Raw genomic sequence first — 15,661 nt, forward strand, 5'->3', positions numbered from 1 at the left:
GTCGAGGTCACGCTCGACGACGGCCGCCAGGTCGACGTGCAGCTCGACGAGAGCTTCGCCGTCGTCGGCGACGAGCTCGACGACGCGAGCGACGACAGCAGCGGCGACGACGACGACTGACCCGACGGCGGTGCTCGACGCGCCCGCCCACGGTGCGCACTCGAACGGACGGCCAAACCACTGGCAGCCACACCACCGGCCGCGAGACAATGGCCCGATGGGGAGCCTCCGCGAGCGGCTGCGACGGCGCCGGGCCACGTCGTCGAACATCGTGTATCCGCACTTCGTGGTGGCGGCCGCACGGACGGTCGGCAACACGTTCAGGTACGTCGCCAGCCGGCGACGGCACCTGTCGCTCGAGGGGCGGACGCACGGGTCGGAGTACCGCAACTGGTCGGGTGACCGACGCCACGCCGCGGCCGTCGAGCTACCCGCGACGGTCGCGGAGGTCCAGCAGATCGTCCGGTCGGCATCGTCGGTACGTGTCGCCGGAGCGGGCCATTCGTTCAACGACGGCCTGAAGACCGACGGGGTGACGCTCTCGCTCGACCGGCTCGCCGGCGTCGTCGACATCGACCACGAGCGCCAGCAGGTCACTGCGTGGGGTGGCACCCGGCTCCGCGACCTCACGCCGGTCCTGCTCGACGCCGGTCTGGCGTTCCAGACGCTGGCGTCGCATGACGCACAGAGCATCGCCGGGATCCTCGCGACCGACGTCCACGGGACGGGTCGCGGTCCCGCCCATCCGAGCGACGCCGTGGTCGCCCTCGATCTCGTGGACGGCAACGGCACCCTCCACGAGGGCCTCGGTCCGGACGACGATCTGTTCCGGGCTGCCGTCGGCGGGATCGGGGCGGTCGGAGTGATCACGAAGGTGACGTTCCAGGTCGGTGACGCCTTCAACCTCCGCCAGGGCACCTTCGTCGAGTCACGCGCGTGGGCCGAGGAGCATCTCGACGAGCTGTTCGAGGCCCACGAGCACGTCAGCTTCTACGCGTACCCGCACACCGACCGGCTCCACGTCCACACGTGGACCCGCACCGACGACGGGCGCTCGCGTCTGGGAGCGTTCCGCGAGTCGCTGAACGAGGCGAAGGCCGCCGTCGTCGCCGCCACCCTGGGCGACGCGATGGCGCACTGGGGTCTGCTGCCCAGGCTGGCGTCCCGGACGATGCGGCTCCAGCGGCCGACCCGCCTCGTCCTCCACTCGCACGAGGCGTTCAGCCGGAGCCAGTACCACCTCCACCAAGAGCTCGAGGTCGCCGTGCCTCGCACGCGCGTGTGGAGCGACCTCCAGCAGCTGATCGACCTCTACGAGCAGCGAGCCAGTACGGACCGGCTGCCGTTCCTGCTGGTGGAGGTGCGCTTCACGCCGGGCCCGCACGAGACGTCGTTCCTCGGCCCGGGCGTCGGGCGAGACACGGCCTGGCTGTGCCTGTGCCTCAACCAGTCCGGTGCGGTCGGCGACTACTTCGCCGACGTCGAGGAGTGGGTCCGACGGACCGACGCCCGCGTCCACCTCGGCAAGTGGTGCGAGGATCTCGACGCCGAGGACATCCGGCGGATGCAGCCCGACCGCTTCGATCGCTTCCAGGAGGTGCGCGAGCGGCTCGACCCCGAGGGCACGTTCGCCAACCCGTACGTCGACCGGATCCTCGGCCGAGCCCACTGAGCCCGTCGGCCCGGCATTTCCGACCTACCGGCTGAACCGGTCGACGCGCCAGCGACGCGTGCCCGTCCAGTCGGCCCATCCCTCGGCGCGGTCACCCCTCGGCCCGATCGCACGCTCGCGGTCGAACGGCGGCGGCGGTTCACCACCGGGCACGACGAACAGGTACTTCGCGCCGCGCCGCTGACCGTGAGAGCTCACCGCCAGACCGTGCAGCATCAACGGCTGCTCGAAGTCGAAGGAACCGAGCCGAACCCACTCGACGCCGTCGATCGAACCGGAGCCGACGCACCGCCGCCCGCCCCGCGACACGTCGAGGCGCAGGTAGACCAGGCTGTCCTGCGCGAAGCAGGACCCGAACAACCAGGTGCGCCCGATGCGGCGCTCGAGCACGGTCGTCGATCGGCGCGACTCGGCCCGGAACTGCACGCGGAGACCGTCCCCTTCGCCGGGCCGGAACACCCCGAAGTACGGCGAGTCGGGATCGGTCGACTGGCGCGCCATGATCCCGCCCTTGGTCCAGTCCTCGGTGTGCGAGTTCGGGCCGGAGACCGCGAACACGTACGACTCGTCGACGTCACGGGGTCCGCACGCACGATGCTGGAAGTAGCAGCTGTCCTCGCGTTCCCAGATGTCGCCGGACCGAGCCCAGATCGCGCCCACCACGCCCGGCTCGACCTCCCGCGGCGTCGGGCCGTCGAGGGCGCGGAACGGGAAGCCTGACGGACCGGTGGTCGACGACCACGGGTCGACCCGCGAGTTCACCATGTCCGTCGCGATGTGGTGGCACCGCGCCGCCTCCGCCTCCTCCCACGCGTCCCGGTCGTCGATGTAGTACGCCCGGGAGAGGAACCCCTGGCGGCCGACCTCGGCGGCCAGGTGAACGTACTCGCGCGACATGTTGTACACGACGAGGCCGTCGTCGCGGCCGATGTCGCGCTTCGACTCCGCATAGCCCGACAGGAACGCCAGGCGGTCGGTCGGCTCCTCGCGTGACGAGACGTAGTTCGAGAGCTGGTGCTCGCTCCCGGTGAGGATCACGATGAACTTGCCGCGCAGCTCGCCCAGCGTCGGCCACCCCACGCCCTGCACGACCTCGCGCAGACTGCCGGCGTCCGGGTCGCGCTTCATCAGGTCGGCCGGCGTGTAGAGGTGCTCGCCGAGGTGGTGGTCGAGCAGCGCGTCGAAGCGTGCCCGCGAGTGAGCGCTGGTGATCCTCGACGGGAAGCCGTCCTTGATGTCGAGGAACAGGGTGATGGCCTCGTGGTCGGGCAGCGCCCGGTGAGCCCCGACGCAGACCCGCAGGAAGTCGTGCAGGGTGTGCACCGACGAACCCATGTCGAACGTGTTGTGGTACACGAACCACTCGTCGAAGTCGCCGCCCGTCTCCGGGTCATCGAAGATGTGTGAGGTGTGGATGTCCGCCTCGAGCGAGCGGACGCGCCAGTAGACGATCTGGTCGTAGATGCCCTCGGTCCGCTGGAAGGTGTTGTGGATCGACTTCTGCCGAACGTCGTCGTATCGAAGGTCGTCGTACGCCATGGTTCCCCCTCGCCCCGCCGCCATGCTCGCGGGCCGCCGGTGAGAAGTCCACGACATTACGAGGCGGTCGAGCCGGGGCCGCGCCGTCGGGGTGCCCGCGGGCCCTACTCGACGGTCGAGTAGCTGGTGCTGCGGTCGTCGGTGGTCGTGCCGGTGACCTCGACGACGGCGGCACGGAGGTCGCGCACGTAGTCGTCGATGACGCCGGTGTTCGAGTTGCTGACCGTCGAGTGGAGCGAGTCGGGCGGGCCCTGGCGATCGTGGTACCAGCCACGCTCGAGGAGCACGTCGGCGAGCGCGAAGACGTCGATCGAGACCGGCGACTCGGGATCGGCCGCCATCGCCACGAGGTGGTAGTCGCCGTCGCCGAGCACTCGGAGGCCGTCGATCGCGTTGATGCCGGCCCGCATCCGATCGGCGTTCTCGAGCGTCTGGCGGGTCAGGTCGACGTAGCCCTCGACGCCGAGGTGCTGCATCACCGCCCACGCCGTCGCCATCGGGAGCCCCGACCGCGTGCCCTGGAGGTTCGGCGAGCCGTAGAAGCCACCCAACCACCCGTCGAAGATCCACGTCTGGTAGCGCCGCAGCTCCTTCGTGCGGTGGACGATGACCGACACGCCCTTCGGGGCGTACCCGAGCTTGTGGATGTCGGCCGAGATCGAGTGCACGCCCTCGACGCGGAAGTCCCACACCGGCACGTCGCGGCCGAGCATCTCGGCGAACGGCAGGACGAACCCGCCGATGCAGGCATCGACGTGGCAGTTGGCACCGACCGACGCCGCCAGCTCGGCGATCGCCGGGATCGGGTCGACGACACCCTGCGGGTACTGCGGCGCCGACCCGACGACCAGCACCGTGCGGTCGTTCACCGCTGCGGCCATCGCGTCGACGTCGACGGTCCAGTCGTCGCGGACGGGCGTCGTGTGGATCGGCATGTCGTACATGTGCGCCGACTTGTGGAACGCCGCGTGGGCGGACTCGGCCACGACGATCTCACCGGCGTGGATGCCCCGTTCCTTCCGGCCGCGCTCGCGGGCTGCGAGCACCGCGCACTGGATCGACTCGGTTCCCCCGCTCGTCAGGAAGCCGGCCGCGGTGTCGGGGCCGTGCAGCAACCCGGCGGTCCAACGCACGACCTCGCTCTGGATCTGACCCAGCGACGGGAACGCCTTCGTGTTGAGCGCGTTCTCGTGCAGGTAGAGCGTGGCGGCGCGCTCGGCGACCTCGTGCACCGACGGGCCACCGCTGTAGACCATGCCGAACGCCCTGCCGTCCTGCCAGCGGACGTCGCCGTCGCGCTTGGCGCTCAGATCGGCGATCACGTCGTCGACGGCACGGCCCTGCTGCGGCAACTCCATCCGCCGATCCTGCCAGATCCGGCGGAGGCCGATCCGACGGAACGCCTGATCTCAGGCGCTGGCGAAGCCGGCCGCGAGGGCCTGCCGCACGATGCTGCGCAGCTGACCACTGTCGCTCGGGTACGCGCCCGCCACCGTCACCGCCCAGGTGAGGCCGTCGGGCTGCACGAGCACCATCGCGTGCGTGTTCTGGAGCGTGCCGGTGTGACCGTACGCGTCGCCGTCGTAGTTGATGACGCCGAGCCCGTAGCCCGACGGCGGCAGCGCGTTCGGCACGCGGTACCGCAGGATCGACATCGTCTCGTCGCTGAGCGCCTTCCAGCCCCGGGTCTTCGGGTCGACGGCGTTCATGATGCGCACCACGTCGGCCGGCGTCGCGTTCCATGCCCCTGCGGCACCGAGCGCTTCCATGAAGTTCCGGTCGGGTGACGGGTCGTGGGACACCTCGTCGGGACCGAGCTCGTAGGTCGACGTCATCCGCATGCCGCTGATGCCGAGCGGCGTCAGCAGGCGCTCGTCGACGACGCGCTCGTAGGTCTTGCCGGTGACCGCTTCGATGAGGACGCCGAGCACGCAGTAGCTCATGTTGCTGTAGCGGAAGCCGCTGCCCGACGAGACCGAGCGCGAGAGCCCCTGCGCCGCCGCATCGGGACACGAGGTCGCCCCGTTCGAGAAGAACGTCGCCTCGTGCTGGGGGAAGCCGGCCGTGTGGCTGAGCAGCTCGCGGACGGTGATCGACGCGGCGTCGACGTCGTAGGTCGCCAGCCCGAGGTGCGCGGCGATGGTGGCGCCGACCGGCTCGTCGAGCATGAGCACGCCATCTTCGACGAGCTGCAGCGCCACGATCGCCGTGATGGTCTTCGAGATGCTGGCGATGCGGAACCGGTCCGTGGTCTCGACCGGGTCGCCGCCGCCGGCGACACGCTCGCCGAACGCCGCCTGGTGGACGATCTGCCCGTCGATCATCACGGCCACCGACGCACCGACGCTCGCCGGCACCATGCGACGCTGGAGCGACTGATCGAACGCGGCCCATCCCGAGCGGTTCGGCGCTGCGTTGCCGGCATCGTCGATGATGACCATGTCGGCCACGTCGACGGCGATCACATCGATGTCGCTGCTCGCGTCGGACACGATCCCGGCACCCTCGAGCGTCGTCGGCGGCGCAACGGGCTCGGCGCGCGAGCCGGTGACGAACTCGGGTTCGGGCGGCGTCGCCAGGCGCGCCTGACCGCAGGCGGTGGCCCCGACGGCCAGGGCCGTCGCGAGCGCGGCCCAGCGGCCCACGTCCCAACATCGCGGTCTCACGACCCACCATGATGGTCCAAACCGGTCCGAATTGCACCCTGGGTGCTCGCCCGACCGCCGTAGCAGTTCACGCACCAGGTGTCGGGAGCACCTGCTCGACGGTCAGCACCTCGGCGAACAGGTCGCCGTGCCGGTCGACGCGCTCGAGCACGTCGTCGCTGGTGAAGCGCAGGTCGAGCGATCGTGCGGCGGCGGCTTCGACCTCGTCCCAGCCGACAGGCGTCGACACGGTCGGTTCCGGGCGGGCGCGCAGCGAGTACGGCGCGATGGTCGTCTTGTGGAAGGCGTTCTGGCTCCAGTCGACGAAGACCTTCCCCGGCCGCTGCGCCTTGGCCATCACCGTGGTCACCCGGCCGGGCAGCTGCCGTTCGAGCACCTGCCCCACCGCGAGGGCGAAGTCCGCCGCGCCCTCGTGGCCGGCACCGGCGGTGTTGAGCGGCACGTACATCTGGAGCCCCTTCGAACCCGAGGTCTTGCACCAGCCCCGAAGGCCGACGGAATCGAGCACGTGGCGCACGGCGAGCGCGACCTCGCAGCACTCCGCGATCGCGGCGGGGGCACCGGGGTCGAAGTCGAACACCAGCGCACGCGGGGTCGCGAGGTCGTCGGCCAGCGCCATCGGCGCGTGGATCTCGATCGCCGCCATGTTGGCGGCCCACACCATCGACGCCACCTCGTCGATGCGGCAGTAGTGGATGCCACCCTTCCGATCGCCCGGGCCGAGGGCGACGTCGACCCACTCCGGGCGATGACCGGGACAGCGCTTCTCGAAGAACCCGGCCGTGTCGGTGCCGTCGGGGTACCGGCGGAACGTCAGCGCTCGGCCGGTGAGGTGCGGGATCGCGACCGGCGCGATCCGCGCCATGTAGTCGATGACCTGCGCCTTGGTGAAGCCACTCGGGTAGAGCACCTTGTCCAGGTTCGAGAGCGAGACCTGACGCCCCCCGACCTCGATCTCGACCGAGCTCAAGCCGACTTCTTCTTGCGAGCCGGCTTCTTGCGCTCCTCCTTGGCCTTCGCCACGCTCGCCTCGAGCGCCGCCATCAGGTCGACCACCTTGGGCTTCTCCGCCGCCGCCTCGGGCACCTCGAACTCCTGACCCGCCGCCTTGATCTGGATCAGGTCGACCACCTGCTCGCGGTACTCGTCGCGATACTTCTCGGGCTCGAAGGCGGCGGTGAGCGAGTCGACGAGCGACTCGGCCATCGCGATCTCCTTCTTCGACACCTCGACGTCGTCGAGGCCCTGCAGCTCGTCGATGTTCGCCGGGTCGACCACCTCGTCCGCGTACGCCAGCGTGGACATGATCAGGCGGCCCTCCTCGGCCCGGATCGCAGCGGTGTACTGCTTGTTGCGCATCACGAACCGCCCGATCGCGACCTTGCCGGCCTCCTCCATCGCAGACGCCAGCAGCACGTACGGCTTCGGGTTGGTGCCGGGCGCCACGTAGTAGGCGTTGTCGTAGAAGACCGGGTCGATCTCCTCCAGATCGACGAATTCCTCGAGGTCGACGGTCTTGGTGGCGGCCGGGATGAACGGTTCGAGCTCGTCGGGGTCGACGACGACGTAGCGGTCCTTCGACACCTCGAAGCCCTTGACGATGTGCTCGTCCGGCACCTCCTCGCCGTCGACGGCCGAGACCTTCTTGTACTTGATGCGCGCCATCGTGCGGTCGTCGAGCTGGTTGAACGAGACGCTCTGCTTGCGCACCGCGTGGTACAGCTTCACCGGGATCGCGACGAGGCCGAAGCTGATGGTGCCGTTCCAGACGGGCCGAGGCATGCGCACCATCATGCCCGATCGACTACCCATCCAGTACCGCTCGCGCCACCAGATCGGTCCCGAACGCAGTGAGGATGGCGAGGTAGAGCAGGCCGGTCGCAGCCATCACGGCGGAGTACTCGCGCTCGCGCAGGGCCGCCCGCGTCACGACGACGAGCACGATCGTGGTGATCGCGCACGCTGCCCAGAACCATCCGAGCGTGCCGCCCCAACCGTCGTCGACGGCCCCGGAGAAGACGCTGAACATGCCGGTCGGCAGCAGCAGTGCGACGACCTCGACCGGCCAGATCCAGCCGAGCGCCGTGACGATCTCGTTGAGCAGCCGGCGCGGCAGGCCCGGCTGCACGAGGTACCAGTGCCCGAGCAGCATCGCGTCGGTGACCGCACCGAGGAAGGCCGCCCCGACCAGCGTGCGCAGCAGCGCGACGGCCGCGTCGGCACCACCGTCGGGTGCCGCGTCGAGGCCCGCGGCGATCAACCCGCCCGCACCGACGACGACCGGGAGCAGGTCGAGCACGGGCGGGAACTCGGCGCCGCGAGCCCCTGACCGACGTTCGCCGTCGACGGCTCGGTCGATGCCGGTCATCGCCGCCACCCGGGCGGTGCGTCGGTCGTGTTCGGCGATCTGTCCACTGACGCCGGCCGACCGTCGTGCCACCGACACGACGAGGCCGAGCAGACAGGTGAGCGCGACGCCGATCGACGCAGCCTCCCTGACCGGGAGCGTGCCGTACCGGAAGCCGGCCACCGCTGCCCCGACCGCCAGCAGCCCGAACGTCCCCCGCAGCAGCCAGCCGTACCCGAGGCCGACCTCGCGGCGGCGGGTCGTGAACCAGCAGAACGCCATGCCGCCCGTCGCCCACTGCAGCAGCACCGTCGCAGCGTCGAGGCGAATCACGCCGGTGGAGGGTAACGCCCGTAACCTGTCACCCCCATGCCGGTCACCGCCCCCCGCCTCGCCGTCGTCGCGGCCGTGTGCGCCCTCCCGGCATGTGTCACGGGTGAACGTCCCACGCTCGTGCCCGAGCCTCCCGTCAACGACCCGGCCGTCGAGACCGTGCTCGAGCGGCTCGACCGTGCCGGCAGCACGGCGTTCACGGCGGTGTACGACATCATCCCGTCGTCGACGGGCACCACCACGACGGCGACCGTCAGGCAGGGCTCCGACGGACGCCGACGGGTGACCGTGGGTGAGATCGACTACGTCGTCAGCGGCTCGACCACTCGGACCTGCACGATCGAGTCGTGCGTCGACGGGCTCGACGATGCCCGCATCAGCAACCTCAACATCACCCACCGGTTCTGGGGCGACAGCTTCGCGTCACGGCTGCGCCTCGATGCGACGCGCAACATCGCCGACGGCCGTGGTCGCGTCGAGACCATTGCCGGGCAGCCCGCCGCCTGCGTCGGCGTCCCGGTCATCGGCGGCACGGTCGACTACTGCGCACTCGACGCCGGCGTCCTCGGCCGCTACTTCGGCGCCGACGTGTCGATCGAGCTCACCTCGTACACCCAGACCGTCGACGACGCCCTGCTCGACCGTTGAGCGCCGCTACACGCTGGCGAGGTCGTGGTCGGCCGCGTTCATCGGCGACGGACCCGCCGCCGTGGCCACGACGATGTCCTCGAGCCGCATCCCCCACTGGCCGGGGACGTAGATGCCCGGCTCGACGCTGAACGCGTGGCCTGCCTCGAGCGGCCGGTCGTTGCCCTCGACGATGTACGGGTCCTCGTGTTCCTCGAGCCCGATGCCGTGACCGGTACGGTGCACGAAGTACTCGCCGTAGCCGGCGTCGGCGATGATGCGCCGGGCCGTACGGTCGACCTCTTGGCAGCCGGTGCCGACGGTCGCCGACGCCACCGCTGCTCGTTGTGCCTCGTGCAGCACGGCGTACGCCTCGGCGATGTCGGCAGGCACGTCGCCCGTCACGACGCAGCGGGTGATGTCGGAGCAGTAGCCGTCCATCGTGCCGCCGAAGTCGCAGAGCACGATCTCGTTCTCGCCGATCACGCGCGGGCCGGCGTGATGGTGCGGGCTGGCGGCGTTCTCGCCGGCCGCCACGATCGCGAAGTTGACCTTCTGGTGGCCTTCGGCGACGATCCGCGCCGACAGGTCGGCGGAGACCTCGGCCTCGGTGCGACCGACGAGCGGGATCGAGCCCGACTGCAGTTCGCCGGCGATCCGGTCGACGGCGGCTCCGGCGGCCGCCAGCGCGTCGATCTCGGCCTGGTCCTTGACCATCCGCAACGGGCCGACCACGTCGACCGCCCGCCGGTACTCGGCGCCGGGAAGCTGCGGGAGCAGTTCCACGAGGAAACGGGCCCACATCTGATCGCCGACCGCCAACGTCCGCGAGCCCGCCGCCAGCTTGGCGACGAGGGCTGTGGGGTCGTCGGTCTCGTCCCACGGCAGCAGCTCGAAGACGCCGGGCTGCTCATCGACGCGGGGCGCCTCGAGCCGTGGGATCAGCAACGTCGGGTCGCCGTCCCGCGGCACGACCAGCATCGTGAGCCGCTCGAGCGGCATCGCGAGGTAGCCGGTCAGGTAGGGCAGGTCATGGCCGACCGACAGGAGCAGCGTGTCGACTTGCTGCTCGGCCATCGCGGCCCGCACCCGTGCGAGCCTCTCGGTGTAGATGTCGAGCGGTGTCACCTGCCCGAGGGTACCGCTACGGACCCGGCACCGTCGTCGCCGGAATCGGTACCAGAGTCGGTGGCGGCGGGACCGTACCCAGCGGACCCTCGAACACCACGTCGGCCTCGCCGACAGGGACGTCTGCGCAGATCTGCGCACCGCTCTCGTCGATCCAGCACCCGGGCTCGCCGTAGCGCTCGTACCAGCTCGGCGGGAAGATCTGGTCGACCCACGGGTCGCAGCCGCCGCCGGCGAGGCTCAGGTCCTGGCAGATCAGAGCCCGCGGGAACTGCCACACGCCGTCGACCAGGGTGGCCGTGCCGTAGCGGTCGTGGAAGTTCGTGAGCTCGGTGACGACCGAGTAGCGGAACCAGGCCTCGGTCGGGCCGACGAAGACCAGCTCCTCGATCGTCTGGGTCGCCGTCAGCGCGATGTCGCCGAAGTCGCCCTCCGTCACTGCGGCGAGTGCCTCGTCGACACCGGTCCAGTCGTCGAGCACGTCCTGCTTCTCCTCGCGTGGCACGTCGAGGTCCCACAGGAGCGAGAACCGTTCTTCGATCGCCGCCCGCTCGGCCGCCGCGTCGACGGGTTGCTCGCCCGCATCGGGCAGCGCCGGCGGCGGCTCCTCGCACGCGGCCCGCCACTCCTGGTCGTTGAAGCGGTCGAGCTCGTTCTGGTCGAGCGAGCGGGTGCCGTCGGCGTCGGTGACCTCGAGCGTGTACGAGCTCGCCCAGGGGTCGGAGCCGGCGACGACGAGCACGGCGATCCCGTCGACCACCGCCGCGCGGTCGTTGGCATCGTCGTCCCACACGACGGCGACCTCGGTCACGGCCGGGCCCGCTTGCACGGCGACGATGCGCATCTGCTGGCCGTCGGCCCAACCGGCCATCATGATCTCGGCCTGCACGTCACCGAAGAGCTGGTCGTAGTACGCGCCGTGCGTCACGTCGACGACGTCGGGACCGTCGAGGGTGATGCGCAGCTCACGGTTCCCGTAGCAGAAGTCGGCTGGGCGCCACTCGCCCGCGGGCCACTCGGAGTACGGGTCGAAGCTGTCGCTCCACGGTTCGCCCCGCTGCGCCCGGACCCGGATCCCGGTGTCGAGCTGACGCTCGTAGATCAGCTCCAGCTCGACCGGCGCGTAGTAACGACCGAGGGCGCCGTCATCGGCGGCGAGCTCGGTGAGGCCCGGCTCGGGGGGTGGCAACGTCGGCAGGACGGCGAGATCCGGCGGCGGAGGCAGCGTGTCGCTGGGCTCGTCGGCATCGCGGGCCGGGACGTCCCCGGAAGCGTCGCCACCATCATCGATGGTCGTCGTCGCCACCGGATCGTCACCGGCGGCGAGCGTGGGGTCGTCGTCGGAGACCGACCGGCCGATGCCGAAGCCGGCACCGCCCGCACCGGCGACGAGCATCGCCGCCACCACACCCGTCGCCACGCGACGGCGGCTCCGGACACGCCCGGCGCCGAGCTCGACCTCGGCGAGGTCGGAGTGCGCGACGACGTCGTCGGCAGCCGCACGCAACCGTTCGGGGAGCTCGTTCTCGTTCATGTCTGGACCTCTCTCAGCCTGGTGAGCGCCCGTTGCACCGTCGGGCCGACCGAACCCGGCCGGCAGCCGACGATCTCGGCGATCTCGTGTTCGTTGCAGCCCTCGTAGAACTTCAGGACGATGATCGCCCGCTGCTTGGGGGTGAGGGCCGACAGCGTGGAGAGGGTGTCGTCGACGTCGAGCGTCGCGGTCGGTTCGTCCGACTGCTTTCGGCCTCGCCATCGCATCTCGCGGCGGTGGTACGAGCGGCAGCCGTTGACGACGCTCCGGCGCACGTAGGCCGCGGGGTTGCGGACCGTCGCCCACTTGACGTGGAGCTTGACGAACGCGTCTTGCACGATGTCGCGGGCGACCTCGACCCGGCTGGTCATCAGCGTCGCAAGCCGAACCAGCGGGAGGAAGTCGTGCTCGTACAGCTCGCTGAACGTGACCGGCGTGGCCCGCGTCGACTCGACCTCGATCTCGTCGGCGAGCGAACCGGGCTGGACCTCGATCTCCTCCATCACCATCAGTCTGTACGACGCACGAATGCGCCCGATCCATACATCGACCCGCGACATCCGGGCCGTGCGATCAGCGCGTGGCGGCGATCTCGACGACCGCATCGAGAGCGGTCGGATCCTTCAGCGACCCGCGGCTGGCGACGTGCTCGGCGGCTTCGCCGAGCAGGATCCGCTTGACGGGCAGCTCGAGCTTCTTGCCGCTGAGCGTCGTGGGGATCGACGCCACCTGGTGCAGCTCGTCGGGTACGTGGCGTGGCGAGAGCCCGGACCGCAGCCCGGACCGGATTCGCCCGCTGACGTCGTCGTCGAGGGTGACCCCGTCGGCGAGGGTGACGAACAGCACGAGGTCGCCCGGGTCGTCGGCGTCGGGTGCCTCGAGATGCACCACCAGGCTGTCGACGACGCCGTCGATCGCCTCCGCGACGCGGTAGATCTCGGCGGTGCCGACCCGCACGCCGCCGCGATTGAGCGTCGCGTCGGAGCGCCCGGTGATGAGGCAGCTGCCGCGATCGGTGACGGTGATCCAGTCGCCGTGTCGCCAGACGCCCGGGTAGTGCTCGAAGTAGGCGGCGCGGTAGCGAGAGCCGTCCGCGTCGCCCCAGAATCCGACCGGCATCGAGGGCATCGGTTGCGTGAGCACGAGCTCGCCTTGCCGGCCGACCACCGGGTCGCCGCTCTCGTCGAACGCCCGCACCGCGGCACCCAGGTAGCTGCACGGGATCTCGCCCTCCCACACCGGCGTCAGCGGACTGCCGCCCACGAACGCCGAGCAGACATCGGTGCCACCCGAGATCGGCGAGAGCATCACGTCGGGCGAGACGTGCTCGTACACCCACCGGAACGCGTCGGCCGGGAGCGGCGCACCGGTCGAGCCGATCACCCGGAGCCGCGAGAGGTCGTGCCGCTCGCCGGGCATCAGGCCGGCGCGCCGGCAGGCCGTGAAGTACGGCGCGCCGCCGCCGAACCAGGTGATGCCCTCGTCGGCCGCGAGCTGCCAGAGCGTGTCGGGACCGTCGTGGTTCGGGTCGCCGTCGAACAGCACGAGCCGGGCACCGACCAGCAGCCCCGAGACGACGAAGTTCCACATCATCCACCCGGTGGTGGTGAACCAGAAGAAGCGGTCGTCGGCCCGCATGTCGCCGTGCAACCCGATCACCTTGAGGTGTTCGACCAGCACACCCCCGTGCCCGTGCACGATCGGCTTGGGGAGCCCGGTCGTGCCCGACGAGTAGAGCACGTAGAGCGGATGATCGGGCGTGACCTGCGCGAACTCGAGTGGTCCGCGTTCGGCGAGCAGCCCCGACCAGGACATCGCATCCTCGGGCAGCGGCGCCTCGGGATCGACGTAGGGCACGAGCACCGTGGCGCGCAGGCTCGGCAGGCCGGCTCGGATGGCCTCGAGCTCACCTGATCGGTCGACGTGGTGGCGGCCGTACCGGTAGCCGTCGACGGCGAGCAGCACGACCGGCTCGACCTGGCTGAAGCGGTCGAGCACCGCCCGGACGCCGAACTCGGGCGCACACGACGTCCACGTCGCGCCGAGGCTGCACGCCGCCAGGAACGCGACGATCGTCTCGGGGATGTTCGGCAGGTAGGCGGCGACCGTGTCGCCGTGCCCGACGCCGAGCCGCTGCAGCCCGGCTCGCGCCCTGCCGACCTCCTGGGTGAGCTCCCACCACGAGAGCTCGACACGCTGGCGGCTCTGCGACACGCCGACGATCGCCGGGTCGCCGAGGCGGCCGTCGGCCGACCGCAGGATGTGCTCGGCGTAGTTGAGCCGGGCGCCCTCGAACCAGCGCGCGCCCGGCATCACCCGATCGTTCAGCACCTGCCGGTACGGCGTCGACGACCGCACGTCGAAGAACTCCCAGATCGCGGCCCAGCACTCCTCCAGACCGTCGCCGATCGACCACTCCCACAGCTCGTCGTAGTCGTGGAAGCGACGGCTCGTCCGCTGCGAGCAGAACGTGAGGAACTCGCCCAGCCGGGTGTCGGCGACGGCCTGCTCGGACGGCTCCCAGAGCACGCGCGGCACGGTCACGGCCGAAGCTCCGCAGACCAACGACTCTCCACACGCAGAGCATGCCAGACTGCGCCGATGCCGCGCCGGACGTGGATCGTGCTGCTGACCGGCGCCGCGATGGTGTTCCTGACGATGGGGACCCGCCAGTCGATCGGGCTGTTCCTGAAGCCGGTCGTCGACGAGCTCGGCACCGATCGCGAGTCGTTCGCCCTCGCGTTGGCCGCCCACAACCTGATCCTCGGGCTGCCACTCGCCGCGATGGCCGCCGACCGGCTCGGGCCGCGGCGGGTGGTCGCGTCGGCGGGCCTGCTGATGGGAGCCGGCCTCCTGGTCGCCGCGAACGCCGACGGCATCGGCGTGTTCGGCTTCTCGCTCGCGGTCCTGTTCGGCATCGCCGTCTCGGGGGCGTCGTTCGTGGTCGTGATCGGCGCGGTCGGCAAGGCCGTGCCGGTCGACCGGCAGTCGTTCGGGTTCGGTGTCGTCACGATGGGCGCATCGATCGGGATGTTCGCCGTCGTCCCGCTGGTGCAGGTGCTGATCGACGCGTTCGGATGGCGCGGAGCGTTGGGCACGATCGGTGTGGTGGCATTGGTGCTGGTGGGTGCGGCCTCGCAGCTGCTGCCCGCCGACACCGCGGGCGACGGCGTTCACCCCGACGCCACGAGCGAGTCGCTCACCGATGCGGTCCGCCGCGCGTTCCGCAACCGGAGCTACGTGCTGCTGACCAGCGGCTTCTTCGTGTGCGGGTTCCACGTGGCGTTCATCGCCGCCCACCTGCCGGCCTATCTCACCGACGAGGGCCTGACCGATCGCACGGCAGCGATCGCGCTGTCGTTGATCGGCCTGTTCAACATCGGCGGCTCGTTCGCAGCCGGGTGGCTCGGCGACCGCTACCGGCGCCGCACGCTGCTCGCCGTGCTGTACCTGCTCAGGGCGATCCTCATGACCGCGTTCCTCCTCGTCCCGCTCACCACGGCGAGCGCCCTCGTGTTCGGTGCCCTCATGGGCGTGCTGTGGCTGTCGACCGTGCCGCTCACGAGCGGCCTGGTGGCGCTGCTGTTCGGGCCGCGCTACCTGTCGACGTTGTTCGGGATCGTCTTCCTGTCGCACCAGGTCGGCGCGTTCCTCGGGGTCTGGCTCGGCGGGCGCGTGTTCGACGACACGGGCGGCTACGGGCCGGTCTGGGTGATGGCGGTGGTGCTCGGCGTGCTCGCGGCGGCGATCCACGTCCCGATCGCCGCCGACCGCGCCACGTCGGCGGAGCCCGCACTCGCGTAGGTTTGAACGCC

General features: G+C 70.6%; 13 protein-coding genes. 3 read left to right on the forward strand and 10 right to left on the reverse strand.

All coding sequences use genetic code 11. From position 1 onward, the window contains the following. Nucleotides 1-217: 217 nt before the first annotated feature. A complete protein-coding gene (locus QNJ12_RS03080) occupies nucleotides 218-1,672 on the forward strand; it encodes a D-arabinono-1,4-lactone oxidase (protein ID WP_300618630.1) in 1,455 nt (484 codons plus the stop codon). Between the two features lie 24 nt (nucleotides 1,673-1,696). Here QNJ12_RS03080 and QNJ12_RS03085 read toward each other — a convergent pair whose 3' ends face one another. The 6 genes from QNJ12_RS03085 to QNJ12_RS03110 form a co-directional block, all read right to left on the reverse strand. Then, nucleotides 1,697-3,211, reverse strand: coding sequence for a Ca2+-dependent phosphoinositide-specific phospholipase C (locus QNJ12_RS03085; RefSeq protein WP_300618632.1), 1,515 nt, complete (start codon nucleotides 3,209-3,211; stop codon nucleotides 1,697-1,699). A gap of 104 nt (nucleotides 3,212-3,315) precedes the next feature. Continuing rightward, nucleotides 3,316-4,569: an aspartate aminotransferase family protein gene (locus QNJ12_RS03090; RefSeq protein WP_300618634.1), complete on the reverse strand. Its 1,254-nt coding sequence runs from the start codon at nucleotides 4,567-4,569 to the stop codon at nucleotides 3,316-3,318. Between the two features lie 51 nt (nucleotides 4,570-4,620). Continuing rightward, complete coding sequence (locus QNJ12_RS03095) at nucleotides 4,621-5,856, reverse strand: serine hydrolase (protein WP_300618636.1); 1,236 nt, start codon at nucleotides 5,854-5,856, stop codon at nucleotides 4,621-4,623. Nucleotides 5,857-5,944: 88 nt separating this feature from the next. Then, nucleotides 5,945-6,847 (reverse strand): non-homologous end-joining DNA ligase, encoded by a 903-nt coding sequence (ligD, locus tag QNJ12_RS03100; protein ID WP_300618638.1) that lies wholly within the window; start codon nucleotides 6,845-6,847, stop codon nucleotides 5,945-5,947. Further along, on the reverse strand, nucleotides 6,844-7,659 hold the full coding sequence (locus tag QNJ12_RS03105; protein ID WP_300618640.1) for a Ku protein: 816 nt from the start codon (nucleotides 7,657-7,659) through the stop codon (nucleotides 6,844-6,846). Before QNJ12_RS03105 ends, ligD begins: the two co-directional genes overlap by 4 nt. Before the next feature lie 22 nt (nucleotides 7,660-7,681). After that, nucleotides 7,682-8,557, reverse strand: coding sequence for a hypothetical protein (locus tag QNJ12_RS03110; RefSeq protein ID WP_300618642.1), 876 nt, complete (start codon nucleotides 8,555-8,557; stop codon nucleotides 7,682-7,684). A gap of 36 nt (nucleotides 8,558-8,593) precedes the next feature. On the opposite strand from QNJ12_RS03110, the gene QNJ12_RS03115 reads away from it, so the two are divergent. Then, nucleotides 8,594-9,205, forward strand: coding sequence for a hypothetical protein (locus QNJ12_RS03115; protein ID WP_300618644.1), 612 nt, complete (start codon nucleotides 8,594-8,596; stop codon nucleotides 9,203-9,205). A 6-nt stretch (nucleotides 9,206-9,211) separates the two neighbouring features. On the opposite strand, the gene QNJ12_RS03120 is transcribed toward QNJ12_RS03115, so the two are convergent. The 4 genes from QNJ12_RS03120 to QNJ12_RS03135 form a co-directional block, all read right to left on the reverse strand. Further along, nucleotides 9,212-10,312 (reverse strand): Xaa-Pro peptidase family protein, encoded by a 1,101-nt coding sequence (locus QNJ12_RS03120; protein WP_300618646.1) that lies wholly within the window; start codon nucleotides 10,310-10,312, stop codon nucleotides 9,212-9,214. Between the two features lie 16 nt (nucleotides 10,313-10,328). After that, the gene (locus QNJ12_RS03125; RefSeq protein WP_300618648.1) at nucleotides 10,329-11,846 is read right to left on the reverse strand and encodes a hypothetical protein; all 1,518 of its coding nucleotides are present in this window, start codon (nucleotides 11,844-11,846) and stop codon (nucleotides 10,329-10,331) included. Further along, nucleotides 11,843-12,349 carry a sigma-70 family RNA polymerase sigma factor gene (locus QNJ12_RS03130; protein ID WP_300618651.1) on the reverse strand — a complete coding sequence of 169 codons (507 nt, stop codon included), beginning with the start codon at nucleotides 12,347-12,349 and terminating at the stop codon, nucleotides 11,843-11,845. The genes QNJ12_RS03125 and QNJ12_RS03130 overlap by 4 nt, the downstream gene beginning before the upstream one ends. Nucleotides 12,350-12,419: 70 nt before the next feature. After that, a complete protein-coding gene (locus QNJ12_RS03135; protein WP_300618653.1) occupies nucleotides 12,420-14,390 on the reverse strand; it encodes an acetoacetate--CoA ligase in 1,971 nt (656 codons plus the stop codon). Between the two features lie 57 nt (nucleotides 14,391-14,447). Here QNJ12_RS03135 and QNJ12_RS03140 point away from each other — a divergent pair, with 57 nt between their 5' ends. Continuing rightward, nucleotides 14,448-15,650, forward strand: coding sequence for an MFS transporter (locus QNJ12_RS03140; RefSeq protein ID WP_300618655.1), 1,203 nt, complete (start codon nucleotides 14,448-14,450; stop codon nucleotides 15,648-15,650). The last annotated feature ends 11 nt before the right edge of the window (nucleotides 15,651-15,661 follow it).

Source organism: Ilumatobacter sp. (assembly GCF_030065885.1).
Lineage (GTDB): Bacteria > Actinomycetota > Acidimicrobiia > Acidimicrobiales > Ilumatobacteraceae > Ilumatobacter.